We start from the raw sequence: 26,999 nt of genomic DNA on the forward strand, positions 1-26,999 counted from the left end.
GCTAGGACAAAACACCATTTCCCATGAAGCCGCATCGACTGCATGATCCTTTCATCAAGGCACGCTCTTGGGGAGGGGACGGGCCATTGGGATGAACATCCGGGCATTTCGCACATGATTGCCTTGCTTTGTCCGCCCAGCGTCCTCTCCGGGAAACAGACAGTGAACAGCTCGGAGATCACGAATGCCGAACGTCAAGGAAAAACCGATCTGGAAGTTCAGCGTAACCGGGCGCCACACATCCAACACCCAGTCCGTCGCCGAGGCGCGCGGAAAGAGCGTTGTCATCGACGAACCGATCCAGCGCGGCGGCACCGATGAGGGACCGATGCCGGTCGAATATGTCTTCATGGGGCTCGCGGGCTGCACGCATGTGATTTCCAACAAGCTCGCCGCGGCCAACGGGATCGCCTTCACGTCGATGGAGATCGACATCAAGGTCACGATGGACAGCCACGGCACACGCCTGATCCACCCGATCGATATACCGTTTCCGTCGGTCACATTGAATATCACCGCGGAGTTTGACGGCCCGCGCGAAGGGGCTATCCGGGTGACTGAAGATCTGCGCGACCACTGCGCCGTCTCCAAGATGCTCCAGGAGTCGGGCACCGAAGTCATCGAGAACTGGACGCTCAACGGCGTCGCGGCCTGAGGCAGCCCCATGCGCCGCCCGCCCCATCCACAGAACCGGCCGGAAAGGACGTATCATCATGCTGACGCAGATGTTCGAGATCCTTGGGCCCATCGTGATCATCACCGCGATTGGGTACCTGTTGGGGCGGTCCTCCGTCGGGCTGGACACACGGGCGCTCAGCAGCATGGTGCTGCTGGTTGCGACGCCGGCGCTGATCTTCCACACGCTGACATCTCTTCATGTCACGCCGGACACCATCCGGACCATGGCCGGCGCCGCCCTGATGTGCATCACCCTGACCGGCGTCATGGGGCTGGCGATCCTGCTCTCGGTCGGCGGTCCGGTGCGGAGCTTCCTGCCGCCGCTGATGCTGCCCAATTCCGGCAATATGGGCTTGCCGCTGGTGTTGCTGGCCTTCGGCACCGAAGGGTTGCAGCTTGGCGTGGCCTATTTCTTCGTGGTGGCGCTGGTCCAGCATTCAGTCGGATTGTCGATCTATGCGGGCTCGTTGCGGCTCTCGGCGATCCTGAAACAGCCGCTGATATATGCGGTCGCCGCCGTTCTGCTGGTCACATGGACCGGCCTGCCCGTGCCAGAGATCGTGCTGGTCACGACCGAGCTGCTGGGCGGCATGATGGTGCCGGCCATGCTGATGTTGCTGGGCGCATCGCTGGCGAGCTTGCAGGTCACGGATCTGCGCCCGGCACTGCTGGTGGCATTTGCCCGCCTGTCGCTGGGGGTGATTTCCGCCCTGACGGTGATCTTCCTTCTGGGCCTGGAGGGCATCACGGCGGGCGTCGTGTTCCTCCTGGCTACCATGCCAACGGCCATCGTGAACTACATCTATGCCGAACGTTTCCAGCACAACCCGCGACAGGTCGCAGGCTCGATCGTCACCTCCACCATCGTAACGTTCGTCTGCCTGCCCATGCTCGTCTGGACGGCGCTGGGGATCTCGGAGAGCGACGATGAATCGGCGCGTCATTCAGTGCTGCCAGTGACGAGTGAACGACAGGGCGTCGCTTTGGAGGCGTCGTGGCAGATCGACAAGGACCGGTGAACATGCGGTCGAAACAGAAGCGGGACGGGAGCGAACCGGACGGTCGTGGCGTCCGGAACATCGCAAGGGAGGACAACATGCGCGACAGGACAAGACGCGATCAAGGGCGCATCGGGCCGGTCCATTCCGGCCTCGGCACCCCCGCCCCTGCGACGGTGAAGCCTGCAAGATGACCGACGGACTCCGCATAGGACTCGGCGGCTACCAAGGCCCGGCATCCGTGCATACGCGCGGCTTGCACATGGTGCGTCAAGCCCTGTCGCGCCTCTCCGATGGCCATATCGTCGTCGAGATCCGTGAGAACATGGCCGAACATGGCCACGGAACGGCCGATCTGCCCGGGCTCGTCGAAGACGGGGCGCTGGACGGCTGCTATATCTCCTCCAGCTACCTCGCCGACCGCGTGCCCGCCCTGTCGCTTTTCGACATGCCATTCGCCGCGCCGGACCGCGCGCAGGCGCTGGCAGCATTGGACGGCAAGCTGGGCGCGTGCCTTGCGCGCGAGATCGAGGCCCGGACCGGGCTGACCCTGCTCGGCGTGTGGGACAATGGCCTGCGCCATGTTTCGACCGCCGACCGACCGCTTCGCTCGCCCGCCGAGACAGGCGGGCTTGTCCTGCGCACACTGCCGAATGCGGAACACCAGAGAGTCTTCCGGGCACTCGGCTTCGAACCACGCGCGGTTGACGCAAAAGAACTTGCAGGTGCCGTCGCCCGGGGCGAGGTCGATGCGCATGAGAACCCACTGACAAATACACTGCAATTCGGCCTGCACGAGACCCTGCCGACCGTCACCCTGACCGGGCACCTGATGGGGATCGCCCTTGTCCTGATCAATCGCAAACGCTTCCAGAGCTGGCCGGAAGAGATCCAGGGGCAGGTCCGGGCGGCGGTCGCGGAGGCCAGCGATGCGCAACGTGCACTCGCCGCGCGCGAAGAGGCGGCCAGCGCACGCGCGCTTTTGGCGGCCGGGGCGCAATTGATCGAACTCACCGAGGCCGAACAGGCGGCGTGGCGCCGTGCTGCCGAACCGCATCTCGCGGAAAGCCGGGCTCGCCTCGCCCCTGATTTGCTGGCTCTCTTCGAGGCCAGCCAGACCGCGGACAGGAGAGCGTCCGCATGATGGAAACCAATATCATCGACCAGCCGAACGTTCAGGCCAGCGCCGTGCCGGACGAAACGTTCCAGTCGAACAGGGAGGTCTAAATGACCCGCAGATTTCCGTTCATCACCTCAGAAATCCTGACGCTCAACGCGCTGATGGTCGCGTCCGTCCTGTCGTTGATCTTCATGAACTCGCTGGTGGCCGCGCCAAAGGTGCTCTTCGGGCGCTCGCTCTCCGCGATCCCGCCGAGCCTGTTTCCGAGCATCGTGCTGGTCCTGCTGGCCGGGATGTGCGCCGCCACGCTGATCATCGTCCGAACCCGGATCACGCACAGCATCCTGGAGGACCGCATGGGGCGCACCGAGTGGCTGCGCGCGGTGATCCTGTTCGGCATCATGACGCTCTATGCGATGACCATGGTGCCTTTCGGCTTCCTGATCTCGACTGCTATCGCCACCGCCCTGATCGCGCTGCAGATGGGCGCGCGCTCGGTGCTCCAGATCGGCCTGGTGTCCTTTCTCGGGCCGGTCCTGCTCTATCTCGCCGCCACGCGGCTGCTGGCCGTCTCGCTGCCGGAACTCAACACAATCGAGCTCTTCTATGCCGATATGCTGTCGCTCTTTGCCTCAGAGGCACCCGCGGTGCCCGCCACGCCGGACGCCTCGCAATGACCGGATCGGCTCTCAGACCAACCAATAGCAAAAACACGAGGCTCGCATGATTGAACAATTCACCGAAGGCTTTGCCATGGCAATGCGCTTCGACACCATGGCCCTTGTGAGCGTCGGTCTTTTCGCGGGTATGCTCGTCGGCTCGCTGCCGGGCTTCACCACGCTGATGGCGATGGCGATCCTGCTGCCGATCTCCTTCTTCCTCGATCCGATCGTCGGCATTCCCTTCCTGCTGGGCATCTACAAAGGCGGCATCTTCGGCGGCTCCGTACCGGCGATCCTGATCTCCATGCCGGGCACCGGCGCGGCTGTGGCCACCTCTCGGGACGGCTACAAGCTGACCCAGAAGGGCGAGTCCCGAAAGGCGCTTGATATGGCGCTCTTCTCCTCGGCCTTCGGCGACACCTGCTCGGACATCTTCACCATCGTGATGATGTTCCCCATCGCCTACCTGGTGATGCAGTTCGGCCCGCCGGAGCTCTTCGCGGTGCTGCTGATGAGCCTCGTGATCATCGCCGCCACCTCCGGCGCCAACCCGCTCAAGAGCCTGATCATGATGATGCTGGGCCTCTGGCTCTCCTTCGTGGGAACCGACCCGCTGGGCGGCGTCGAGCGCTTCACCTTCGGGTTGTTCGACCTGAAATCCGGCATCCCGCTGCTGCCGATGCTGATCGGCGTCTTCGCCCTGCCCGAGGTCGCCTCGGTGATCATCCGCAACGAGAAGAGCCGGCAACTGGCCGCACTGGTCGGTGAGCGCCTGAGTAAAGCCGAGTTCCGCCGCTGCCTGCCGACCATCTGCCGCTCGACCGTGATCGGCACCGGCATCGGCATCGTGCCGGGGCTGGGCCAGATCGTCGCCGCGATGATGGGCTATTCGGCCGCCAAGAACGCCTCCAAGCATCCCGAGACCTTCGGCGAAGGGGAAATCGAGGGCGTTGCTGCCGCCGAGGCCGCCAATAACGCGGTGAACGGCCCGACCATGGTGCCGCTGCTGACCCTCGGCATCCCCGGCGACAACGTCACCGCGATCCTTCTCGGCGCCTTCGTGGCCCAGGGCCTGCGCCCCGGCCCGCAGCTCTTCGAGGAACAGGGCGCGACCGTCTTCGCCATCCTCGTTGCGATGGTAATCGCCAATATTCTCTTCGTCGCCATCGGCTACCTGTCGATCCCCTTCTTCGCGCGGCTGGTGACGATCAAGACATCGGTCCTGATCCCGCTGGTGATCATGTTCGCCTTTGCCGGAACCTACGTGTTCCGCTCGGACGCGACCGACCTGCTGATCCTCGTCGCTTTCGGCATCTTCGGCATCATCGCCAAGGCGGGGCGGTTCGACGTCATGCCGATGGTGATGGGCTTCATCCTCGGACCATCGATGGAATACGCCTTCGGCCAGACCGTCGCCATGTCGAGCGGCAACCCGCTGGGCTTCTTCGCAACGGAACGCCTCGGCGCGCTTGCGGTCCTGCTCGTGACCCCCTTCATCGGCTACGTGCTGTGGAAACGCCTCTACGGCACGCCGGCGAAGATCTGAGACACCAACCGGCGCGGCGTCATCGATGGCGCGCCAATAAAAACCAAACCTTGGGAGGACACCATGATCAAAAACCTTACAAAGAAGGCATTTGCCTCGCTGGCCGTGACCGGCGCGGCGCTGACCGCGTCTTTCGCGCCCGCACAGGCCGAATACCCCGAGAAGCCGATCACGATGGTGATCCCGCTCGGCGCGGGCGGCTCGCATGACCTCAATGCGCGGGTCATCACCTCGATCATCCCCACCTATCTCAACCAGGCGATGATCGTGCGGCTGACGCCGGGCGCGGGCGGGCAGAAAGGCACGCAGGAAGTGGCGAATGCGGCGGCCGATGGCTACACGCTGCTCTTCACCCACAACTATATCGACATGCTTCAGCAGCACGTCGAGAACCTGCCTTACACCCCGGCCGAGGACTTCGTCACCGTGGCGCGGATCAACTATGCGCCCATTGCGGTCGCCGTGCAGGCCGACAGCCCGTACCAGACCTTTGAAGACCTGGTCGCCGCGTCCAAGGAGAATCCGGGCGGCGTCCAGATGGCGCATTCCGGCAACTGGGGCGCGCTTTTCGTGCCGGCAGCGCAGATGATGAAGGCGCTCGACATGCAGTGGAACCTCGTGCCCTATCAGGGTGGCGGCCCCGCCCTGCAGGCGCTGCTCAGCGGCGATGCAGACGTGACCATGGGCTTCCCATCCTCGCTGGCCGCCCATGTGGAAGCAGGCAAGGTCCGCATTCTGGCAACCGCCGGTGCCGAGCGGCTCTATGACGATGTCCCGACCTTCGCCGAAGTGGGCGTTGAAGGCGATGTCGGCTTCATGCACCGTGTCGTGCTGGCCCCGGCCGGTACCCCGGAAGATGTCCTTGCCACGCTGGGCGAGGCCTTCAAAACCCTGGGCGAAGACAAGACCTTCACCCGCATGATGGGTCGTCTGGGCGAGAATATCGACATCATCGGCACCGAGGAATACGACGCGATGCGCATGGAGCAGAGCGAAGCCTACAAGGCGCTGGTCGCCGACCTGACCGGACAGTAGCCCTTGCGGTTTGCTGCCCATGGCAGGACAAAAATGCAAAGCGCCGGGTTTTCCGCCCGGCGCTTTCTTGTCGTCCCGCGCGCCGGTTCAGAGCGGCGCGACGCCGAGCTCTTCCGCCACTGCATCCAGCACTGCGCGCAGCTGCGCGGGGATCGGGATTCCGCCTTCGGTCCGCGCCTGCGTGACCTTGTGCAGCCGCTCTCCGGGCAGCCGGATCTCCTCCACGCCGGGCAGCCTTGCGGAGGCTTTCATCTGCCGCCAGACCGCGTCGATCTCGGCGCGGAACTGATCCGGGTCGGCGAAAGCGGCGATGTCGAGCGCGAGAATCACGTGGCCGGTATTGGTCACGCTGTTGAAATCGGAATTGAAATCAACGACATCCTTGCCGAAGGCCGCGCCGTTCAGCACCCCGGCCAGAATGCCGAATATCAACGACAGCCCGTACCCCTTCGGCCCGCCAATGGGCAGCAGGAACCCCTCCGAAGAGCGCGACGGGTCGGTCAGCGGCCGCCCTTTACGGTCGATCATCCAGCCCTCTGGCATGGTCTCGCCCCGCTGCGCCGCCGTCTTGACCTTGCCATAGGCGGCCACTGTGGTCGCCATGTCGAGCACGATCGGCGGGAAGTCCCGCGAGGGCAGCGCGACCGCGATCGGGTTGGTCGAGAGCAACATATCCGTGCCGCCCCAAGGCGGCATGTGATTGGCGCTGCCGACGGCGAGATAGAGGCCGATCATGTTTTCCCGCGCCGGCATCATCGCATAGAGCGAAGCGGGGCCCGCATGGTTGGAATGGCGCGCGCCAACCCAGGCCACGCCGGTTCCGCGCGCCTTCTCCATCGCCAGCTCGGTCGCGTGGTGCATGACCAGGTGGCCCATCCCGTTGTCACCATCTATCAGGGCGGTGGCCGGACGCTCGGATATCCGGGCAAGGCGCGGCCGCATGTTCATGCCCCCCGCCCGGATGCGGCGCACATACATTGGCAGGCGGAACACGCCATGCCCGTCCTGCCCCATCAGATCGGCCTGCGCCATCAGCCCGGCCACCCGCTCGGCATCCGGCCCGGGCATGTCGCAGACCACAAGGCTGCGCGCTATGAAGGCCCGCAACCGGACAATATCTGTCGTCTCACTCATGGGCCCACTGGCTCCCGTTTCAATGGAAAGGACTGGAAATGAACACGAAGACACCACCGCAGGGGGTCATCCTGCGCCACGGCGAGATCACCCCCTTTGCACGAGGCGATGGCGTCGAAACGCGGCTGATGGTTGGCAAGGCAACCGACCCGACGGCCCCCTTCACCACCGGAACGACGACCTTCCCCGCCGGCTGCGCCGCGCCGCTGCACAGCCATAACTGCGCCGAACAGGTGACCGTGCTGGCGGGCAAGGCCGAAGCCAATCTCGACGGCAAGATCACCCGCCTCGGGCCGATGGACACCAGCTTCGTCCCGCCCGACATGCCGCATTCCTTCCGAAATATCGGGACTGGGCCGCTGACGATCCTCTGGGTCTACGGCGCGCGCGACGTCACCCGAACCTTCGTGGAAACCGGCGAAACGGTCGCTCATATGTCGCCTCGCGATCAGGTGTGACATCGTCTGCGCCGCGGCGATGCGGAAAATTGGTTGACCATTCCGCCGCAACACGATCTCCTGTTCGGGAGATATGCGGAGCGTATCCAGAAGGAAAATGAAACCAAAGCGAAAAATCGGCATCGACCCGAGATTTCAGCCTGGAAGCTTGGTGAACCAATGCAAGACAAGATCCTGATGAGATTGCGCAACTGGATTGCAGGATCCGGCCTGGCGCGCGGAGACCGCCTGCCGGCCGAGCGCGCGCTCTGTGCGCAGCTCGGCATCAGCCGGGCGGATCTGCGCAAGGCCTTGCTGGTGCTCGAAGCCGAGGGCCTCCTGGAACGCTTCGTCGGGCGTGGCACATTCCTGTCGAAGCAGCCCCGCCCGGCGCGGGCGGGCATCGGACTCGAGGGAGTGATCTCCGAGCTGGCGGAAAGCACGAGCCCGGTCGATGCCATGACCGCGCGCACCGCGCTTGAGCCGGAGATCGCCCATCTCGCAGCGCTTCATGCAACGCCAAGACAATTGCGGGAGCTTCGCCAGCTTGCCGATGCCATGCGCGACGCCACGAGTTGGAGCGCCTATGAGGGGCTGGACAGCGATTTCCACGAGACGATCGCGGCGGCCTCGGGGAACTCCCTTCTGCAATCCCTCCACCGGATGTTGAACGGCGTGCGCCAGATCGTGGTCTGGCGGCGGCTCGACACCTCCGAGCTCGGGCCGGATCCCGCATACCATTCCTTTGACGAACATGACGCGATCCTCGCCGCGTTGGAGAGCCGCGATGGTCCGGCTGCCGGCGCAGCGATGCGCGCGCATCTGCACAGCACACTGGACGCGCTGACCGCCCCTGCCCCCGCCCGAGCGCCGTCCACGACTTCAAATCAGAAGATCGCATAGCACGTATCAGCAAAGCTTGTTTGTTCGCTCCCGGCTGGATTTGTAACCTCCTCAAGACCTTGGACAGCTTGGGAAAACGTGATGAGACAGGTAGAAGTCGCCGTGATCGGGACCGGCTGGTGTGGCGGTATGCGGGCGGAAACGTTGGCAAAATCCGCTCTTGTCGACAAGCTCCACATCTGTGAGATCCGCCCTGAGCGGCTGATGGAAGTGAAGGCCTTGACCAGCCCGGCAACGGCAACGTTGGACTACCAGGACATCGTGAAGAACCCCGCGATCGAGGTCGTGTACATCTCCACCACCCCCGAACCGACACATTACCCGATCGCGCGGGATTGCCTGAAGGCGGGCAAGCATGTGCTGCTGGAAAAGCCCATCGCGATGGAGCTGGCGGAAGCCGATGACCTGATCGCGATTGCGCGCAAGAACGGGCTGAAATTCACCATCGGCTATTCGCAGCGCTTCAACCCCAAGATCGCCTACGCCAAGAAGGCCATTTCCGAGGGCAAGCTGGGCAAGGTCGTCAACGTGATGGTCAGTCGCCATCTCTCGCGCAGTCTCGGCTCGCGCATTGCCGGCCGGGTGAAGCTCTCGCCCGCGGCGATGGAATCCACCCATGATCTCGATTTCGTCTACTGGCTGCTCGATGCCAAACCGGTGCGGGTCTATTCGCAGGGCGCCTATGGCTTCATGAAAGATCTCAACGGCTCCTATGACTGCATGTGGAACACGGTGAACATGGACAATGGCGCGCTTGTCGTCATTGGCGGTGGCTGGAACCTTCCGCCGAGCTATCCCAATTACTGCGCGACATGGATCGAGATCACCGGGACCGAAGGGTCGCTGATCCTCGACGACACCTCCCGCGACAACTGGCTCAACACGGTCGAAGGGCATACGCAATTCCCACTCTCGACCATGCCGGGCGAGCATGTGGACCACATGTATGCCGGTCAGATGGGGCCGGAGACGCTGCATTTCCTCGAATCCGTGTTGCTGGACCGCGATCCGCTGGTCTCGGCCGAGCATGCGCGGATGGTGATGGAGAGCTATCTGGCCGCGGACATCTCGGCGGAGACCGGAGAGGTCGTGGACCTGCCGCTCTCCAACCACGCAATGGCGACGCTGGCCGACATGCTCGAAGCCAAGAACCAGGAAGCCAGTTGACCCGGATCGGGATCTTCGGGCTCGGGCTGATCGGCTCCGCGCTGGCCGAGCGGCTGGGCGCGGCGGGCTATGCGCTTTGCGGCCATGACCCCGATCCCGAGAAGGCCGCCGGGCTTGATGCGCTTGGCGGGCAAGTCTGCGCCGCGCCCCAGGTCTGGCAGGCCGAGACGGTCTTCTCCTGCGTCTTCGACACGGAGCAGCTGGCGGAATTGATCGAAGGCGCGCCGGACAGCCGGGCCACGCTCGTCTCTCTGAGCACCTGCGACCCGGAGCGCATGGAAGCCCTGGCTGAGCGGGCCGCAACCAAGGGCATCACGTTGATCGAAGCGCCGATTTCCGGCACCAGCCGCGCGCTGGCAAAGGGCGATGTGCTGCTGCTTGTGGCGGGCGACGCGGCGGCGGCCTGGCGGCTAGCGCCGGTCTTCGAGGCGATCTCTCGTCAGCATCTCCATGTGGGCCCGATCGGCAATGGCAACCGCGCCAAGCTTGCGATCAATCTCGTGCTGGGGCTGAACCGCGCTGCTCTGGCCGAGGGGATGGTCTTTGCCGAGGCGCTCGGGCTGGCGTCGGAGGACTTTCTCGAGATGGCACGCGCCTCCGCGGCCCATTCAGCGGTGATGGACTCCAAAGGCCAGCTGATGGCGCTCCGCGACTTTGCCCCGCAAGGGCGTATTCGGCAATCGGCCAAGGATTTCCGCCTGATCCGCGACGGTGCGGCTGCGGCAGGGCAAGGGCTGCCCTTCGCCGAGACCTATCTCTCCATGATGCGCGACGCGCTGGAGCATGACGAGGGCGAGCTCGACAATGCCGCCATCCTCCTGCCCATCGCGCGCGCCAAACCGGACTGACCCGAGCCGTCAGGCGATGGCCGGCGGCGCCAGCCGCACCTCGTCGGGCACCGCCAGCGGTGTATTTGCCCCGTCGATGAATTCCACCGTGGTGAAGATCAGCTCAGTGTCGCCGATATTCTCCACCGCGTGCAGCATGTGGTCCCCGGCCCCGTAGTCGAAATGCTTCGTCTCGCCCTGATAATGGATCACGTTCCGGATCTCCCCGGAGGAGAAATACCCGCGCGCCTTGCCCGGAACCAGTGCGGTCCAGAAGTAGCGGTTCACATGCCGATGAAAGCGACAGCGTTTGCCGGGCGGCAGGCGCAAGTGCCAGATGCGCATCGTCTCGGTCTCCGAGACCAACACCGATCCCACGCACCCATTCTCGGCATCGCGCAGCATTTCCGCATGCAACCCGTCCGGCCAATGCGCGAAAGCAGCGGGATCCGGGTTGATCTCGACATGGTCGGGACCGTGCTCCTCGATGCGTGTCATGGTTATCCTCTCTCTGTTTGCTTGATCCGAAATTGCCGTTGGGGCCGCCCTGTCTGTGAGCGGCCCTCGGCCCGTCATCCTGCCTTTGCGCCGCCCGGAACGCCCGGACGGGTCGAAACAACCACCTTGATCGCATCATCGATCCGCTCGCGGGCGTATCGGAGCGCTGTCGGCAGGTCGTCCAGCGGGAATGTGTGGGTATGGATGAGGCTCGCGTCGAAACGCCCCGCCTCCATGAAGGCCATCGCGCGATGGGTAGCGGACCGTCCCTCGCCGCGAATGCCGTAGAGATAGATATTGTTCACCGCCAGCGCGCCGAGGTTGAACGAGACGGCGTTCTTGGGGAAGGCCGCGAGGCAGATCTTTCCGCCTCGATTGGTCATCGCAACCGCCTGGTTGACGGTGGCTTCCGATCCCGCGCAATCGACGACATAGTCCGCCCCCTTGCCCGTCAACTCCTTGACCCGCGCGACGACATCCTCATTGCGCGCATCGATCACATGATCCGCGCCCAACTCGCGCCCGATGGCGTTGCGGCTCTCGCGCGTGCCGACAAGGATCACCGGAGCGGCCCCAAGCGCCTTGGCCACCGCAACGGCCAACAACCCGATCGGACCCGGCCCGATCACCACGACGCTTTCGCCGGCGACCAGCCCACCCAGCTCCGTCAGCCCATACATCGAGGTCCCGGCGGTCACGACCAGCGTCGCTTCCTCGTCCGACATGGCGTCGGGCACCCGGATCAACGTATTGATATTGTTGACCGCATATTCCGCGAAACCGCCATCCGTGGTGAAACCGTTTGCCCGGTGTCCCTTGTCCTGCGCGCCGTAGTTCAGCCCGTAATTGTGACAGGAGGTATACATCCCCATGCGGCAGCGCTTGCACTGCCCACAGCCGGCATGGATCTCCACGGTGACACGATCACCAACGGCAAACTCGTCCACGCCCGGCCCAAGGGCTGCGACCGTGCCCATATATTCATGACCCGGCGTATAATTCTTGTTGAAGGGCGGGCCGCCCTCGATCATCGCCGGGGTGCCATAAGTCAGGATCTCAAGATCCGTCGCGCAGATAGCCACCGCATCGATCCGCACAAGCACCTCCGCCCGACCGGGCACAGGCACCGGCTTGTCAACCAGCGTCAGCTCCTCAGGATCTCCCAGGACCCAAGCGCGCATCTTGTCCGGTACGGCTGCCCCGATCCCATGCAGATCCTTTTTACCTGATACGTCCCCGGTCATGTCGCCCCTCCAAACATTGGTCAACCATTATTTCCATGATCGCCTTCTTGCCCCCATATGAAGTACAAAGCTTGCCATTTTCAACATTTTTCATAATAGAATTGAAAATTCCAGCTCCTTCACTACCTCGAATTGGTCAACCTTTAAGCATTGGCGGGAGCTATCAACGAACCTGATGCCGACCATCTGGAACATTGCTTTCAAGCCTGGCGCCGCACCCATTAGGCTTCCCGGGTGAATGCATGGGAGGATGATTTGACACAGAGATTGACAGGCTTGAGCCATGAAGAGGCAACGGGCACCGCGAAGCTCGTCTTCGAAGCGTCAGACCGGTTCCTGGGCCGGACCGCCAATCTGCAACGGATACTGGCAACGCACAGCCCCTACCTCGCCCGCTGGTTTGGTGGGCTCGTCGCGGCCGTCCGACAGCCGGATCTGGGCGCAACGACCGATCCCCGGCTCCGCGGGCTTGCTTGCATCAAGACCTCGATGGCCAATGCCTGCACCTATTGCACCGCGCATACCTCCGTCTTCGGCCAAGGCCTTGGCATCACGGAAGAAGAACTCGAAGCGATGCTGGATGACAGCTACGAGACGAGCCCCCTGTTCGACGAACGGGACCGCGCCGCGATTGCCTGGTCCACCGCCATGACCAGCAACACCGCGCAACGGGACAAGGCAACCTGGGAGCGCATGAAAGCAAGCTTCAAAGACACGGAAATAGTAGAAATTTCAATGGCTTGCGCACTTTTCAACATGATCAACCGTCTCAATGACAGCTTCTGGACCGATCTCGAATCCGAAGAACACAATCAGAAGCAATGGAACGCGGTAAGTGGACTGTCGATCGAGGAGATCGAGGCCTACGCGGCCGGTTTTCAGACCGTCGGCGCGGCCGAGCGCACAACACAGGATGACCCTGTGAGCGCCTGAGCGCGTCCTCCGCTTCAGCTCCGGGAGAAGCTGAAGCGGGTCACCTGTTCCCAATCCTCACCGGGCTCCATGCGGATCGGCGGAAAACCGGGCTTGTTGGGGGCGTCGGGCCAGAACTGCGCTTCGATGGCGACACCAGCGCGAGGCCGATAGATACGGCCGTCGAGGCCGAGTGTTCCTTCGGGTGAGATGTGGCGGGTGTCGTAGATCTGCAAGCCCGGCTCGGTCGTCTCCACGGTCAGGCAGATGCCGTCCGGGCGCGCCAGGCTGCCGGCCGCGCTGAGCGGACGCCGCGTGTCGGAGAGGCAGAAATTGTTGTCGATGGCATCCTCCGCCGTCAGCGCGCGCGGGGCCCGGAAATCCATCGCCGTGCCATCGACCGGGACGACCTCCCCGGTGGCAATATCCGTGTCGTCACAGGGCAGAAAGTGCTCGGCATCAATCTGCAACACATGGCCGTGGAAATCCTCAGCCGCGCCGAGGTTCCAATAGGAATGGTTGGCGAGATTCACGAGCGTCGGCGCGTCGGTCTCGGCGCGCAGCTTAAGCGTCAGCGCCGCGCCTTCGAGCAGAAACTCCGCCTCGAAGCGCCGGTTGCCGGGGAAGCCGCCCTCGCCATCCGTGGCCTCGCAGCTGAGCAGGAGGCGGGTTTCGGTCGCGTCCTCGACGGTCCAGAGCTTGTGATGCAACCCCGCCGCGCCGCCATGCAACACATGACCGCCCAGCCCGTTGGCGTCAAACTCCAGCGTCTTGCCGTCAAACTCGCAGCGCGCGTGGTAGATACGGTTCGCGACCGGGCCGACAATAGCGCCGAAATAATGCAAGCCGCCCTCAGGTTCGTAATCGGCAACGGTCTCGCTGCCCAGGGTCAGCGAGCGTTCGAGTCCGGCCAGACGAAGATCCTGCAGCGTGGCGCCGAGCGTAAGGATCGAGGCGCTGAGTTGGTCGTTCGACAGGGTGATGCGCTCGACGGGGCGGCCATCCTTGAGGCTGCCGAATGGGGCTCGGATCATGGCAGGTCCTTCCAGGTAACGCCGGCCGTGGCGATGGTCACCCCATCGAAATCTATCGGCTCGGGCGCATAATTGACATAGAATCGGTGGCTCTCGGTGTCGCGGCAGCGCAGCCCTTCGGGCATCTCGGTCACCGCGAGTCCAAGCTCGGCGCAGGCGCGCGTGAGAATCCGCGCGAACGCGGTTTCATCGGGCCAGCCGGCGAGATAGTGCAGCCCACCGGAACGCGTGAGAACCGGCTGACCGGACTGTGTTTCCTCGACAACCTCGGCCGTGCCCTCAAGCCGTTCCAGCCAATGCAGCACGGCCCCCCCCTGCGCCAGCGGCTCCGGCGCGGATGGCGGCAGGCTTTCGGTAAGCGCGATGGTGGAGTCGAGCCCGGGCAGCGCCGGGGGAAGCGGCACGGGGATCTCGAATTCCGGGCTGCGGGTGCCGGAACGGGGGCCGAGAATGGTGATGCCGTCCCGCGCGGCGAGCGATGCCTTCAGGCTTTCCGGTAGGGTGAAGAGCCCCGGTGCGAGGATGAGATGGTGGTCACTGACATTGGCATCGAGCGGCAGGAAATCGACAGAGAGGCCAAGCTTGCGCAGCCCGCGATAGGTGTCGAGAACCAGCTCGAAATAGTCGAAATCGGCGCCTTGCGGTTGGGTTTCCCAGGCCCAGGCAGAGGCGTAGTCGAAGAGGATCGCAACCGGCGCCTGCGCGGGGCGGATCTCCGGCAAGCTCGCGATTTCTTCGGCCACTTGCGCGGCTTCTGCCAGCGCTGGTGCAGGCGCGCTGTCCGGGCGCAACAGCGCGGCATGCATCTGCTCCTGAGCGAAGGGCGCCTGCCGCCAGCGGAAATAGCAGACCGCCTCGGCGCCATGGGCGATGGCTTCCCAGGCCCAGAGCCGCGCCATGCCGGGCAGCGGTGCCGGGTTGAAGGGCGCCCAGTTTACCGGGCCGGGTTGCTGCTCCATCACCCACCAGCGGCCCTTTCCAACAGCGCGATAAAGGTCGTGATGCAGCGCCTGCATGTCCGGATCGCCCTGGCGCAGGTAGCGGCGCTTATGCTCGGGAGAGTCGGTCAACCGGTCGGAAAGAAAGCCGATCGGGTAGCTGTCCCAGGAGGCGATATCGAGATCATTGCCGACGTCGAAATGGTCGAATTCGAGGACGCGCCCCATGTAATTGTGGATCAGCGGCTTGTCGGTCAGCGGGCGCAGCGCGGTCACCTGCGCGGCGTTGTAAGCGACGACGGCATCCGAGGAATAGCGACGCCAGGCCATGACATGAGCCGGGTTGGGCTCGGTCACGGTCAGGTTCGGCGCGTCGATTTCGCTGAAATCGCTGTACTCCATCGACCAGAAGATATTGCCCCAGGCCCGGTTCAGAGCCTCGGGCGACTGGTAACGCTGCGCCAGCCAGTCGCGGAATCCTTCCACGGCGGCGCGGGAATAGCTCAGGGTCGTCTCGTGGCAGGCATATTCATTGTCGATCTGCCAGGCTTGCACATGCGGGTTCTTGCCGTAGCGCTCGCCGAGCAGGCGCGCGATGCGGGCGCTCTCTTCCCGATACCCCTTGTGCGAGAAGCAGTAATGCCGGCGCGAGCCGAATTTGCGCGGGTTGCCAGCTTCATCGACCGCCAGCATGTCGGGATGTTTCTCGATCATCCAGCGCGGCGGCGTCGCGGTCGGTGTGCCGAGGACGACCTTCAGCCCGGCGGCCCCCAGCGTCTCGATGGCGCGGTCCAACCAGCCGAAGCTGAGCTTGCCGGGCTCGGCCTCCATGAGCGACCAGGCGAACTCGCCGATGCGGACCCAGGACAGCCCCGTCGCACGCATCCGCGCCGCATCCTCGGCCCATTGGGCTTCGGGCCAGTGTTCGGGGTAGTAGCAGATTCCAAGTTCGGATTTCACAGCAGCACCTTGTGTTCCTTTTGCCCTCGCGCCTGGGTTTCGGCGACAAAGGTCATGCCATTCTCGTGGCAGGCATCGATTTCCTCGGATGGCAGATCCGTGGCCGCCGAGGTGACAAACAGTTCGGACAGATCGGCGCCGCCAAATGCCGGACAGGAGGTCTGCCGGGCGGCGAAGCGGATCTCGCGCAGGAACTCGCCCTTTCGGTTATAGGCGGCGACGCGGCTGGCGCCCCACTGGGCGTTCCAGAGATTGCCATCCGCATCGATGACGCCGCCATCCGGGCCCCAATCATCCTTGCGCATGTCGATGAAGATCTCGGACTCGCCGACGGGCCAGCCATCCTTCTGGTCCAGCGCGATTTTGCGGATCACATGCTCGCGCGTGTCGCAATAGAGCGCGAAGAGGCCCTCCGGGTCGAAACAGATGGCGTTGGGGATCGACACGGCGGGGAAGAGCTGGCGCAGCTCGCCCTTGTAGTAGCGATAGATGGCGCCGGCGTCCTGTTCGGCATTGTACCCCATCGTACCGATCCAGAAGCCGCCGAACGGGTCCGCGCGGCCATCATTGGAGCGGGTCACGGGGTTCTCGGCTTCCAGCGGCAGAACGTGCTCCCGCGCGCCGGTCTCGATATTGAAGGAGAACAGCTCGCTGGCCGAAGCGATGAGCAGGGTCGCCGCATCCACCCAACCCGCCGCAGAGACGCAATGCTCGAACTGCCAGGCGCGGCTGAAGGCGCCGCGCCGGGTCAGGAGCTTGCGGCCAAGGATGTCGAACCAGAAGAGTTGGCCGCGTTCGGGATGCCAGAGCGGACCTTCGCCCAGGTCGCAAACCGTGGTGTCGAAGACGCGGGTCATGACACGGCCACGTCATAGGCTGCGACGATCTCTGCCGCGCGGGCGGAAATATCGGCGATGGACATGCCCGGCGTGTAGAGCGCCGAACCGATGCCGAAGCCATTGGCGCCTGCGGCGATCCAGTCGCCGAAATTCTCCGGCCCGGCGCCGCCAACCGCATAGACCTCGCAAGACTTCGGCAGCACGGCCCGGAGCGCTTTCAGCCCGCCCGTGCCGGCCATGTTGCCGGGGAAGAGCTTGAGGCCATTGGCGCCCGCGTCGAGCGCCGCAAAGCACTCGGTGGGAGTGAAAACGCCCGGCCAGCTTTGCATGCCGGCGGCGCGCGTCGCGCGGATCACCGCCGGAACGCAATTGGGCGAGACGACGAGTTTGCCGCCGGCCTGCGCCACGGCGTCGACCTGCTCCAGGTTCAGAACGGTGCCCGCGCCGATCAGCGCATCCGCGCCAAAGGCATCGGCCATGGCACGGATAGAGGCACAGGGCTCCGGAGAGTTGAGCGGGACCTCGATCCGGTCGATCCCGGCCCCGATCAGGGCTTCGGCGGCGGGGACCGCCTCGGTGGGGGTGATACCACGCAGGATGGCGATGATGGTCCGGCTCATATGTCTTCTCCGTCGAGCGCGCGGGCGGCGGCCAGCCCCTTGAGGACCATGGCGCCGCCAGCGGCGAGGGTTGCTGTGACACCGAGGCTTTTCAGCGCCTCGGCATAGAGTTTCGAGACGCCGCCGGCGCCGATGATGGCGACCTCCTGGCCGAGCCAGTAGGGACGCGTGGCGGCCAGTTCGGCGCCGATCAGAAGACCGGAAAGGCGGGCTTTCGCAGACCCTGCTTCAAGCCCCGCGAGCAGGCCCTCTGCGCGCAGGGAAAACAAGCGGGCCGCGAGCTTCTCGGGGCGGGAGACGGCATCATCCACGGCAGCGAGGAAGGCAACGTCATCCCAGTCCTCCGTCTGCACCGAGTGGCGCAGGACGGTATGGCCGGAGATGGCGGCGAAGAGGTCGCCGGTCATGCAAGTCTGGAAGGAGACCACCTCGCCGGCGCTGACATGGACCCATTTCGTATGGGTACCCGGCAGCGCGATCACGCCGTCGAATTTCGGGTTCAGCGCCTGGAAGCCGGCAATCTGTGTCTCCTCGCCGCGGATCACGTCGGCGGGTTTCGCCTGGCTCAACCCGCCAATGATCCGGAAGCGAAGGCGCGGATCCGCAACCGGGGCTTCGGTCATGTCGGGGTCGAGCGGCTGGCAGGGCACGGCGCGATAGCCTGCTTCCGTCCAGCCCTGCTTCGCGCCGACCATGCCGCAGGCGATTGCCTCGACACGGTCCAGCCCGGCGATATGAGCTCCGACGAGGTCGAGGAAAACCGGCTCGAATTCGGACGGGGCGAGCCCGCCCATGCCCTTGTCCGAGCTTTCCTCCCACAAGATCGCGCCGCTCACGTCGATCCCCCAGGCACGCAAGCTCGACGTACCCCAATCCACGGCAATCCAGTCCAGCATGCTCATCCTGTCGTCACCACCCCTGCGTCCAGTACCAGTGCCTGCGCGGTCATCGCCGCCGAGGCGCCGGAGGCGAGAAACAGCGCGCCGCCCACCATGTCTTCCGGCGTGAGCGTCCGCTTCAGGCATTGTCGTTCAATGTGTTCGGCCATGCCTTCGGGCGTCAGCCATTTGTCGAGTTGTTTCTGCGTGACCACCATGCCCGGCATGATCGAGTTCACCCGGATACCGTCCGGGCCGAACTCGCGCGCCAGCGTCCGCGTGAGACCGGTAATGGCGGCATTCGAGGCGATATAAGGCGCGTAGCCGTAGGTCGCCATCATGTAGCTGATCGAGGACATGTTGATGATGGAGCCGCGCCCCTCGGCCTGCATGGCCGGGATGACATGCTGGGCGGCAAAGAAATAGGGCTTGAGATTGATCGCCATCGAGGCGTCCCAGAACGCTTCGTCCAGCTCCAGAGTGTCCTGCCGCAGGTCATTGGCGGCATTGTTGAGAAGCACCCCGATCGGGCCATGCGCCTCTGTCGCTGCATCGAGCGCGGCGCGCAGGGCGTCGAGATCGCTGATGTCACAGGCGATGTAGAGCGGTCGCGTGCCGGTCTTCGACTCCATCTCGTCGCAGAATTCGCTGGCGTCAGACCGTTGCACGAAGGCGACCCTGGCGCCCTGCTGCAAGAAGCCTTCGGTCAGGGCGGCACCGATGCCAGAGCCGCCGCCGGTGATGAAGACCGAGGCGCCGGCGAGGTCTGGAAAGATCGGATGGTCGCTCATGGCAGATTCCTTTCGGCTCGTTCAGGTCCGCGCAGTCGGTGCCACTCGACGCCCGCGCCGGGCGGATGTCGAGGCGGCGAGTCGAAGCAGGGTCAGGGGCAGCCGGCCGGGCAAGACCCACCCGCCGATCCGCCCTGAGGGGATGCGGCCGCGCGTGTCTTACAACCTCTCGCCCTCGACCACCCACATCCCGCAGGGGAAGGACCAGGGCAGCGCGATGCCCATCGTCATCAGGTAGCGCCCCGAGGCTTCGATGGGGCCATCCTTCAGCGCGATGGTGCCGCGGGAAAGTGCGACAAGATCCTCGCGGTTGAGGATGTCGACACGGTAGCGCGCCGCCGGGTCCAGCCCGGTCAGGCGCAGCGGGCGCGGGGCGATCTGGGTCGAGCTATCCGCCTTACCGGCGAAGACCACGAAACGCGTTCCATCCTCAGCCATCTGCTGCTCGGCGATCACCGCCGGGTCCGCGCTGTCGAGCCGCAGGATGTCGGCGCGAGTCATCCAGAGGCGGTTGGTCTTCCACCAGGTCGTGACCTGCTGGAGCACGCGGACCTCCTCTATGCTGAGTTCGCGCGGGTCCATCTCGAAGCCCATATGCCGCTGGGCCGCGACCCAGGCGCGGAAGCGGATATCGAGCACCCGGCCGGAAGTGTGGCACTCGCGCGGGCCGACATGGGAGCCGGTGATCGCCATCGGCAGGAAGAGCGCCGCGTTGTGCTGGATGCGCAACCGCTCCAGCGCGTCATTGCTGTCGGAGAGCCAGACCCGTTGCGTGCGTTGAAGGATGCCGAAATCGATCCGCCCGCCGCCGGAGGCACAGCTCTCGATCTCCACTTTCGGGAAGTCCCGGCGCAGACGGTCGAGCAGCAGGTAGGTGCCGCGCGGCTGGGCCGCGTCGGGCATCGGCAGGACTCGGTTGTGGTCCCACTTGATGTAATCGATGTCGTTCTTGCCCAGCAGGTCCGCGAATTGCTCATAGAGATACTCGCGCACAGACGGGTTCGACATGTCGAGACACATCTGCTGGCGGCCGAGGATCTGGTCGTCGAGCCCGAGCGCCCAGTCGGGATGGGCGCGGTAGGTCTCCGAATCCGGGTTGATCATCTCCGGTTCAAGCCAGATGCCGAAGGCCATGCCCTCAGACTGGACATGCTCGATCAGGGGCCCGAGCCCGTCGGGATATTTGCGCGGATCGACCTGCCAGTCCGCGAGCGCGCGGGTGTCGTCGTCGCGCAGCCCGAACCAGCCATCATCCAGCACGAAACGCTCGGCGCCGAGGCTGGCGGCCTTGGTCGCGATCTCCTTCAGAACCGGCAGCTTGTGATCGAAATAGACCGCTTCCCAGCAATTGTAATGCACTGGGCGCGGGCGATCCGGATCCGGCCACTTGACGATCCGGTCGCGCAGGTGGCGCTGGAAGGACACGGCGCAGCCATTGAGGCCAGCATCGGAATAGGTCGCATAGAGAGTCGCGGTCTCGAAGCGGGTGCCCGGCGCTGTCTCGGTGCCATTGGCATGGCCGAACTGAACCTGACGCCGCCCGTCGGGCAGCTCCTCGGCCACCATGCGGTGCCCGCCGGACCAGCCGTAATGGAAGGCATAGGCTTCGCCGGCGGTATTGGTGGCGCCGCGGCAGGGCAGGATCAGGCCGGGGAAGGCCTCATGCCCGGTCCGGCCCGTGCGGTTGTTGCGGTAGCGCCCGCCGGCGGTCCAGGGTGTCTTCGCGATCTGGAACTCGCCGCACCAGCGACCGGTGAAGTCCCACATCTCGTCGCAGTAATGCGGCGCGGGCAGGACCGGCGCGGACAGCCAGTGCAGGCGCACCGGCCGGTTGGCCTCCAGCACCGCCTTGGATTCCAGGATATGGGTCTCGGGGTCGATGAGGAAATGGGCGGTATAGACCAGCCCCAGCCCCTCGTCGGAATAGGTCAGCGAGATGTGGTTCTCGCCCTTCACCTCGCTCTCGTAGAAAAAGCGCGAGTAGAGCGCGCTGCCATCGCCATCGGCCAGCACAAGCCCCGGCTGGCCGGGGAAGGTGCGCGAGCTTTCGGGACAGATGGTCAGCTCCGGGTTGGCATCGAGACTGCCGCCGGTCACGTCGATCTTGTGGGCGTCGTAGATGACGTCCATGTCCTCGTCATCCGGCAACCGGGGCCCCCAGTAGATCACCCGCGGGAGGCGATCGTTCCGGGAGCCCAGGGCCAGCGTCTGACGGGGACCGTCAAGCCGCCAGGTTCGGATCATTTAACGGCTCCGAGTGTCAGGCCGGCAATGAAGTGCTTCTGCATCAGGAAGAACATGGCAACCGGCGGGAGGGCGGCGATGATGGCGCCGGCCGAGACGAGTTGCCACTGGGCGATCCACTGACCGTTCAGCGAGTAGAGACCGGCGGTCACGGGCTGTGTCTCCTTGGAGGTGGTCAGCACGGTGGCCCAGAAATAGTCGTTCCAGATGAAGGTGAAGATCAGCACCGCGAGCGCGGCGATGGCCGGTTTCATCAGCGGCAGCACGACATACCAGAAGATCCGGATCTCGCTGACGCCCTCGACGCGCGCGGCCTCGATCAACTCGCGCGGCAGGGCGCGGATGAAGTTGCGCATGAAGAGCGTGCAGAAGCCGGTCTGGAAAGCGACGTGGAAGAGCACGAGGCCGGTCGTGGTGTTGTAGAGCCCGAGATTCACGGTCATGTCGCGGACCGGGACCATGAGGATCTGGAACGGCACGAAGTTGCCGGCAACGAACATGAAGAAAATCCAGACGTTGCTTCTGAACTTGTAGATGCCGAGCGCGAAACCGGTCAGGCAGCTGAGGGTCAGCGTACCGATCACGGTCGGGATCGTCACCTTGAAGGAGTTCCAGATATACTGGCCGATGGGCGAGTTGGTGAAGACATCGCCGTAGTTGGAGATCGCAAACGAGCTCGGCATGCCGAAATAGTTGCCCGCAGCGAGATCCGAGGCCGGTTTCACCGAGGTGATGGCCACACCGATCAGCGGCAGCAGCCACAGGAACAGCGCGACCGGGACCAGCACACGGTAGCTGATCTGGATGGCGCTGGATTGATGTTCAATAGGACGGGGGAACATATGTCAGAGCCCTTTCCGTTCGTCGCCAACCATCTTCCAGATGAAACCGGAGATGAAGACCATCATGATGAGGAAGAGGACAACCGCGACAGAGGCACCATAGCCCATGCGGTAGCCATATTCCGAGAGCGCCTGCTCATACATGTAGAAGGAGAGCACGCGGGTGGAACCGTAGGGGCCGCCATCGGTCATGATCGAGACGAGGTCGAAGGAGCGCAGCGCGCCGATGACGGTCACAACCATCGCCAGGAAAGTGGCGGGTCGGAGCTGCGGCAGGATGATGTACCAGAGCATCTTGAAGCTCTTGGCGCCGTCGAGCCGGGCGGCTTCGATCTGCTCGGGATCCACGGCGTTCAGGCCGGTGAGATAGAGGATCATGCAATAGGCGATCTGCGGCCAGAGGCCGGCGACGATGATGCCGTAGGTGGCGAAGCGTTCATCGGCGAGGATGGCGATCTCGGAGCCGGTGAGCTTCTCGATGATCATGTAGAAGAGACCAAATCCCGGCGCGTAGAACCAGGCGAAGATCAGGCCGACCACGACCTGGCTGATCACGAAGGGGAAGAAGAAGAGCGACTTGTAGGCGCGCATCCCCGGGATCTTCTGGTTGAGGAAGATCGCGATGCCAAGTCCGGCGGGGATGGCGAGAAGGTAGAGCACCAGCCAGATAACGTTGTTCTTCAGCGAGGTGTAGAAGGCCTCGTCATCGAAGAGTTCGGCATAGTTCGACATGCCGATGAATTCTTTTTCGCCAAGCCCGTCCCAGGAATAGGCCGAAAGCCAGAAGCTCTCGAAAATCGGGATGATGACGTAGACGAGAAAGAAGATCACGCCCGGGATCAGGAAGATGTAGGGAGTCAGCTTCTGCTGGTTCTCTCGCCACCAGGACCGGGAGTGGGTTTCCGTGCTTGCGAGGCTCATGCGCGCAACCCTTCCGCTTTTGTGTTGAGGGTGGACCCGTCAGCAGCCCGGATGGCGTGTCAGGTCAGAAATGAAGGTCGTGGGGCCAGGCGAACCCGGCCCCACGAGGGAGGATTACTTGTAGACGCGGCCGCGGGCCTTCTCGAGACGCTCGAGGATCTGCTCGAGGCGCTCAGGCTTGACCATGAACTCCTGGAAGCCTTCCATGCCGATCTTGGCCATCTCGGCCGGTGCGTCGCGGTCGAAGAACTGCGCGATGCCGCCCGGGGTGGTGGACAGAAGCTCGAAGCCGGCGACGATGAACGGATCGTCCTCGTTGACGGAGGCGTTCTTGTTGATCGGCAGCTGGCCCATCGCCGCATTCATCTTGGTCTGCGCTTCAGCGCCAGCCATGTAGGCGAGGAACTTCTTGGCGTCTTCCACATTGGTGGCGCCCGACGGGATGTGGATCGTGTCGGTCGGCGCTTCTTCGGCGCGCGGCACATCCGGGTTGATCGTCGGGAACGGCATGAAGCCGAGGGTCTCGTCGGTCAGCCCGCCTTCCTTGAACACGGCGACGGCGAAGTTGCCCATGACGTAGTTGGCGGCCTTGCCCTGCACGAGAAGGGCTGCGGCATCCTGCCAGTCAAGCGCTGCGTGGTTCTGGGTGATGTAGCCCGGCTCCACGATCTTGGCCCAGTTGGCGAAGGTGGCTTTCACCTCGTCGGAGGTCCAGGCGGCTTCGCCATTGGCGAGCGCCATGTGGAACTCGTAGCCATTGGTGCGCATGTTCATGTAATCGAAGATGCCAGCCCCCGGCCACAGCGCCTTGGTGCCGGTGGTCAGGCAGTCGATGCCGGCTTCCTTGAAGACAGCGCAATTCTCGACGAACTGGTCCCAGGTCTCGGGCACTTCAACGCCAGCGTCGGCATAGACCGATTTGTTATAGTAGATGCCCCACTGGTAGTAGGTATAGGGGACGCCCCACTGCTTGCCATCGATGGTCATGGAGGGCAGCGCGGAGGCGAGATCTTCCTTCAGGCCGTTCTCTTCCCAGACATCGGAGACATCCATGAACTGGCCCGAGTTGACGAAGGGGGCCATGCGGTTGCCAGCATACCAGTTCGCAAGGTCCGGCGCGTCGGCACTCAGGAAGTTGCGGATCGAGGTCTTGTATCCCTCGTGGTCGAAGTTCTGGAAGTCGATCTTGATGTCGGGATTCGCAGCCTCGAAATCGGCGATGATCTCCTGCATGGCGGCCAGCGGGGCCGGATCATAGTCGGCATAATATTTCACGGTGCCGGCGAAAGAAGCAGAAGCGGCGACCACGGCAATGGCCGAGATCGACACGGAGAGCATGGAACGCATGGTTTCCTCCCGTTTGCGTTTCATTCTGATGTCTCAAATAATGAAACATCGTTTTGAATATTGAAACTCTAACCGCGAATCGCCTATGGTTGTCAACAGTCGAGCCGGCGAATCCCCCGAAACAGGACGCCGCACCGACTGGGAGGAATTTGGTATGTCGGCAGCCGGTGACGGCACAGTAGGCAAGGCTTTGGACGTCCTGGACCTTGTTGCGGCCCAGGAAAAGCCGGTGCGATTCGCGGACTTGCAGCGCATGTCCGTCCTGCCGAAGGCGACGTTATACAGATTAGCGCAAACATTAGTAAATCAGGGCATGCTGGTTCATAATCCGGAGAACGGCACCTACTCGCTGGGTGTCCGGCTGGTCCGGTTGGCCCATGCGGCCTGGCGCCAGGCATCGCTGGCCCCGATCGCGCGACGGCATCTCGACGCGCTCTCGCTGGAGACCGGCCTGACGGTTCATCTCGCGCAGATGGATTACGGGCACGTGCTCTATGTCGACAAGCGCAACGCGCTGGAGCAGGCGGCGATGTTCTCTGATGCGGGCAAGGTCGGGCCGGCCTATTGCACCGGCGTCGGCAAGGCGATGCTGGCCTATCTGGACGAGGACCAGCTCGACCAGATCCTGCGCATGCAGAGTTTTCACCGCTTCACCCCGACGACGCTGGCCTCCGAGGCCGTGCTGCGCCAGTCGCTGGAACGGACGCGGCAGCGTGGCTATGCCACCGACCGCGAAGAGCATGAGGCCGGCGTGATCTGCGTGGCCATGCCGATCCTCACGGAGGAGCAGCGTGCGATAGGCGCGGTGAGCCTGACGGGCTCGACGCTGCGCACCGATATCAAGACGCTCGAGACGCATATACCGCGGCTCCGGCATTGTGTGGAGGCGATCGCCGTCGAGGCATCGCATTGGGCCTTCCCCGTGGAAGGCGAAACTGAAGGGAGACAAGGATGACAGGCGTCGTTCTGAACAATGTGGTAAAACGTTTCGGCGACGTCCAGGTGATCCATGGGGTCGACCTGGAGATCGAGGATGGCGAGTTCTGTGTCTTCGTCGGCCCCTCGGGCTGCGGCAAGTCGACCCTGCTGCGCATGGTGGCCGGGCTCGAGGAGACCACCGAGGGCAAGATCCATATCGGCGATCGTGACGTGACCGACATGGACCCCTCCGAACGCGGTGTCGCAATGGTCTTCCAGACCTACGCGCTCTACCCGCACATGACCGTGGCGCAGAATATGGGCTTCGGCCTGAAGATGACCGGACACCCCAAGGAGGTGATCGACGAGAAGGTCGCCGGGGCCTCCGCGATCCTCAAGCTCGACCCCTATCTCGACCGTCGGCCGAAGGCGCTCTCGGGCGGCCAGCGCCAACGCGTCGCCATCGGTCGCGCCATCGTTCGCGGCCCGGAGGTCTTCCTCTTCGACGAACCGCTCTCCAACCTCGATGCCGAGCTTCGCGTCGAGATGCGGGTCGAGATCGCGCGGCTGCACAAGGAAATCGGCGCCACGATGATCTACGTGACGCATGACCAGACCGAGGCCATGACGCTGGCCAACAAGATCGTCGTCCTGCGGGACGGCAAGATCGAGCAGGTCGGCAAGCCGATGGATCTCTATCGCGACCCGGACAACAAGTTTGTCGGCGGCTTTATCGGCTCGCCCTCGATGAATTTCGTCGATGCGACGGTGTCGGCTGGCAAGGTCGTGTCGCCCGGTCTTGGCAAGGAGCTGGAGCTGCCGGTCAATGTGCCGGAAGACGGCCGCAAGGTGCAAGTCGGCGTACGCCCCGAGCACCTGGAGATGAACCCGAGTGGTGACACCCATACCGTTGAACTGACCGAAGCGCTCGGCGGCGTCTCCTTTGCCTATCTGACCTCGGAGACCGGCGAACGGATCGTCGTTGAGGAACGCGGCGACTATCGCACCGAAGCCGGCGCGACGGTCGGCCTGACCTTCCCGATCGACAAGACCTATCTCTTCGACGCCCAGACAGAACTGCGGATTCGCTGAACCGCAGCCCGACGAAATGCGATCATCCCGCCCGGCGCGCCTGCGTGCCGGGCGGTTTCCGTTTCGGGTCCTGAAACCATGGACGCCTCAGGTCGAGCGCAACCGCCCTCCCCTTCTCAAGGGGACCACGCGAGCGTCGCTCCGCTGCTCGCGCAACGCTGCATCGCAGCGTTAGCCCTCACGTGCAGCGAAGATACACCCACAAGTTTATCCACAGGTCGCCTGGATTCTGTTAATATCTGTCGCGCGAGCAAAAGTTCGATGCCGTTGCAAATACCGCGACACGCACCGTTCGCCAAGTTTACCTTTCGTTAATAAATCAGGGAATTACGGCCATTTCGCAGCGCATACATTAACCACTGTCCCGGAAACTCTCGCGCCCGAATGACCCTGGGTCAGCACGACGTCTGCATC

At 63.9% G+C, this 26,999-nt stretch carries 26 protein-coding genes; 13 read left to right on the forward strand and 13 right to left on the reverse strand.

The genetic code is table 11. The features are described 5' to 3' along the window. The first annotated feature begins 184 nt into the window (after nucleotides 1-184). From R3X27_RS14480 to R3X27_RS14505, 6 genes are all read left to right on the forward strand, one after another. Entirely contained in the window at nucleotides 185-655 is a 471-nt protein-coding gene (locus R3X27_RS14480; protein ID WP_317709584.1) for an OsmC family protein, read from the forward strand. A gap of 58 nt (nucleotides 656-713) precedes the next feature. Further along, on the forward strand, nucleotides 714-1,697 hold the full coding sequence (locus R3X27_RS14485; RefSeq protein WP_317709585.1) for an AEC family transporter: 984 nt from the start codon (nucleotides 714-716) through the stop codon (nucleotides 1,695-1,697). Nucleotides 1,698-1,866: 169 nt separating this feature from the next. Further along, complete coding sequence (locus R3X27_RS14490; RefSeq protein ID WP_317709586.1) at nucleotides 1,867-2,820, forward strand: TRAP transporter substrate-binding protein; 954 nt, start codon at nucleotides 1,867-1,869, stop codon at nucleotides 2,818-2,820. An 83-nt stretch (nucleotides 2,821-2,903) separates the two neighbouring features. Continuing rightward, nucleotides 2,904-3,473, forward strand: coding sequence for a tripartite tricarboxylate transporter TctB family protein (locus R3X27_RS14495; protein WP_317709587.1), 570 nt, complete (start codon nucleotides 2,904-2,906; stop codon nucleotides 3,471-3,473). Nucleotides 3,474-3,519: 46 nt separating this feature from the next. Further along, nucleotides 3,520-5,004, forward strand: a complete 1,485-nt coding sequence (locus tag R3X27_RS14500; protein ID WP_317709588.1) for a tripartite tricarboxylate transporter permease — start codon at nucleotides 3,520-3,522, stop codon at nucleotides 5,002-5,004. 63 nt (nucleotides 5,005-5,067) lie between these two features. Continuing rightward, nucleotides 5,068-6,039 carry a tripartite tricarboxylate transporter substrate binding protein gene (locus tag R3X27_RS14505; RefSeq protein ID WP_317709589.1) on the forward strand — a complete coding sequence of 324 codons (972 nt, stop codon included), beginning with the start codon at nucleotides 5,068-5,070 and terminating at the stop codon, nucleotides 6,037-6,039. A gap of 87 nt (nucleotides 6,040-6,126) precedes the next feature. On the opposite strand, the gene R3X27_RS14510 is transcribed toward R3X27_RS14505, so the two are convergent. Next, nucleotides 6,127-7,173, reverse strand: coding sequence for an Ldh family oxidoreductase (locus R3X27_RS14510; RefSeq protein WP_317709590.1), 1,047 nt, complete (start codon nucleotides 7,171-7,173; stop codon nucleotides 6,127-6,129). 38 nt (nucleotides 7,174-7,211) lie between these two features. Here R3X27_RS14510 and R3X27_RS14515 point away from each other — a divergent pair, with 38 nt between their 5' ends. The 4 genes from R3X27_RS14515 to R3X27_RS14530 all read left to right on the forward strand — a co-directional run bounded on the left by R3X27_RS14515 (nucleotide 7,212) and on the right by R3X27_RS14530 (nucleotide 10,528). Beyond that, the gene (locus tag R3X27_RS14515) at nucleotides 7,212-7,631 is read left to right on the forward strand and encodes a cupin domain-containing protein (protein ID WP_317709591.1); all 420 of its coding nucleotides are present in this window, start codon (nucleotides 7,212-7,214) and stop codon (nucleotides 7,629-7,631) included. 159 nt (nucleotides 7,632-7,790) lie between these two features. After that, nucleotides 7,791-8,513: a FadR/GntR family transcriptional regulator gene (locus R3X27_RS14520; RefSeq protein ID WP_317709592.1), complete on the forward strand. Its 723-nt coding sequence runs from the start codon at nucleotides 7,791-7,793 to the stop codon at nucleotides 8,511-8,513. 81 nt (nucleotides 8,514-8,594) lie between these two features. After that, on the forward strand, nucleotides 8,595-9,680 hold the full coding sequence (locus R3X27_RS14525; protein WP_317709593.1) for a Gfo/Idh/MocA family oxidoreductase: 1,086 nt from the start codon (nucleotides 8,595-8,597) through the stop codon (nucleotides 9,678-9,680). Further along, a complete protein-coding gene (locus R3X27_RS14530) occupies nucleotides 9,677-10,528 on the forward strand; it encodes an NAD(P)-dependent oxidoreductase (protein ID WP_317709594.1) in 852 nt (283 codons plus the stop codon). Before R3X27_RS14525 ends, R3X27_RS14530 begins: the two co-directional genes overlap by 4 nt. A 9-nt stretch (nucleotides 10,529-10,537) precedes the next feature. On the opposite strand, the gene R3X27_RS14535 is transcribed toward R3X27_RS14530, so the two are convergent. Both R3X27_RS14535 and R3X27_RS14540 read right to left on the reverse strand, forming a co-directional pair. Then, nucleotides 10,538-11,005: a cupin domain-containing protein gene (locus R3X27_RS14535; protein ID WP_317709595.1), complete on the reverse strand. Its 468-nt coding sequence runs from the start codon at nucleotides 11,003-11,005 to the stop codon at nucleotides 10,538-10,540. 74 nt (nucleotides 11,006-11,079) lie between these two features. After that, nucleotides 11,080-12,249, reverse strand: a complete 1,170-nt coding sequence (locus R3X27_RS14540) for a zinc-dependent alcohol dehydrogenase (protein ID WP_317709596.1) — start codon at nucleotides 12,247-12,249, stop codon at nucleotides 11,080-11,082. 255 nt (nucleotides 12,250-12,504) lie between these two features. Here R3X27_RS14540 and R3X27_RS14545 point away from each other — a divergent pair, with 255 nt between their 5' ends. Beyond that, on the forward strand, nucleotides 12,505-13,182 hold the full coding sequence (locus R3X27_RS14545) for a carboxymuconolactone decarboxylase family protein (RefSeq protein ID WP_317709597.1): 678 nt from the start codon (nucleotides 12,505-12,507) through the stop codon (nucleotides 13,180-13,182). 14 nt (nucleotides 13,183-13,196) lie between these two features. Here the strand turns inward: R3X27_RS14545 and R3X27_RS14550 are convergent, their stop codons facing one another. The 10 genes from R3X27_RS14550 to R3X27_RS14595 all read right to left on the reverse strand — a co-directional run bounded on the left by R3X27_RS14550 (nucleotide 13,197) and on the right by R3X27_RS14595 (nucleotide 24,599). After that, entirely contained in the window at nucleotides 13,197-14,195 is a 999-nt protein-coding gene (locus tag R3X27_RS14550; RefSeq protein WP_317709598.1) for an aldose epimerase family protein, read from the reverse strand. Next, a complete protein-coding gene (locus R3X27_RS14555) occupies nucleotides 14,192-16,093 on the reverse strand; it encodes a beta-galactosidase (RefSeq protein WP_317709599.1) in 1,902 nt (633 codons plus the stop codon). The genes R3X27_RS14550 and R3X27_RS14555 overlap by 4 nt, the downstream gene beginning before the upstream one ends. Beyond that, nucleotides 16,090-16,950 (reverse strand): SMP-30/gluconolactonase/LRE family protein, encoded by an 861-nt coding sequence (locus R3X27_RS14560; protein WP_317709600.1) that lies wholly within the window; start codon nucleotides 16,948-16,950, stop codon nucleotides 16,090-16,092. The genes R3X27_RS14555 and R3X27_RS14560 overlap by 4 nt, the downstream gene beginning before the upstream one ends. After that, nucleotides 16,947-17,552 carry a 2-dehydro-3-deoxy-6-phosphogalactonate aldolase gene (locus tag R3X27_RS14565; protein WP_317709601.1) on the reverse strand — a complete coding sequence of 202 codons (606 nt, stop codon included), beginning with the start codon at nucleotides 17,550-17,552 and terminating at the stop codon, nucleotides 16,947-16,949. Before R3X27_RS14565 ends, R3X27_RS14560 begins: the two co-directional genes overlap by 4 nt. Then, on the reverse strand, nucleotides 17,549-18,454 hold the full coding sequence (locus tag R3X27_RS14570; RefSeq protein WP_317709602.1) for a 2-dehydro-3-deoxygalactonokinase: 906 nt from the start codon (nucleotides 18,452-18,454) through the stop codon (nucleotides 17,549-17,551). Before R3X27_RS14570 ends, R3X27_RS14565 begins: the two co-directional genes overlap by 4 nt. Continuing rightward, nucleotides 18,451-19,221: an SDR family oxidoreductase gene (locus R3X27_RS14575; RefSeq protein WP_317709603.1), complete on the reverse strand. Its 771-nt coding sequence runs from the start codon at nucleotides 19,219-19,221 to the stop codon at nucleotides 18,451-18,453. Before R3X27_RS14575 ends, R3X27_RS14570 begins: the two co-directional genes overlap by 4 nt. A 159-nt stretch (nucleotides 19,222-19,380) precedes the next feature. Further along, entirely contained in the window at nucleotides 19,381-21,465 is a 2,085-nt protein-coding gene (locus tag R3X27_RS14580) for an alpha-galactosidase (RefSeq protein WP_317709604.1), read from the reverse strand. After that, nucleotides 21,462-22,307 carry a carbohydrate ABC transporter permease gene (locus tag R3X27_RS14585; RefSeq protein ID WP_317709605.1) on the reverse strand — a complete coding sequence of 282 codons (846 nt, stop codon included), beginning with the start codon at nucleotides 22,305-22,307 and terminating at the stop codon, nucleotides 21,462-21,464. Before R3X27_RS14585 ends, R3X27_RS14580 begins: the two co-directional genes overlap by 4 nt. A 3-nt stretch (nucleotides 22,308-22,310) precedes the next feature. Further along, complete coding sequence (locus tag R3X27_RS14590) at nucleotides 22,311-23,228, reverse strand: sugar ABC transporter permease (RefSeq protein ID WP_317709606.1); 918 nt, start codon at nucleotides 23,226-23,228, stop codon at nucleotides 22,311-22,313. A 114-nt stretch (nucleotides 23,229-23,342) separates the two neighbouring features. Continuing rightward, complete coding sequence (locus tag R3X27_RS14595) at nucleotides 23,343-24,599, reverse strand: ABC transporter substrate-binding protein (RefSeq protein ID WP_317709607.1); 1,257 nt, start codon at nucleotides 24,597-24,599, stop codon at nucleotides 23,343-23,345. Nucleotides 24,600-24,729: 130 nt separating this feature from the next. On the opposite strand from R3X27_RS14595, the gene R3X27_RS14600 reads away from it, so the two are divergent. Both R3X27_RS14600 and R3X27_RS14605 read left to right on the forward strand, forming a co-directional pair. After that, on the forward strand, nucleotides 24,730-25,530 hold the full coding sequence (locus R3X27_RS14600) for an IclR family transcriptional regulator (RefSeq protein ID WP_317709608.1): 801 nt from the start codon (nucleotides 24,730-24,732) through the stop codon (nucleotides 25,528-25,530). Continuing rightward, complete coding sequence (locus tag R3X27_RS14605; RefSeq protein ID WP_317709609.1) at nucleotides 25,527-26,585, forward strand: sn-glycerol-3-phosphate ABC transporter ATP-binding protein UgpC; 1,059 nt, start codon at nucleotides 25,527-25,529, stop codon at nucleotides 26,583-26,585. Before R3X27_RS14600 ends, R3X27_RS14605 begins: the two co-directional genes overlap by 4 nt. Nucleotides 26,586-26,999 lie beyond the last annotated feature (414 nt).

The sequence above is a fragment of the Tropicimonas sp. TH_r6 genome, assembly GCF_033101155.1.
Taxonomy (GTDB): Bacteria; Pseudomonadota; Alphaproteobacteria; order Rhodobacterales; family Rhodobacteraceae; genus Tropicimonas.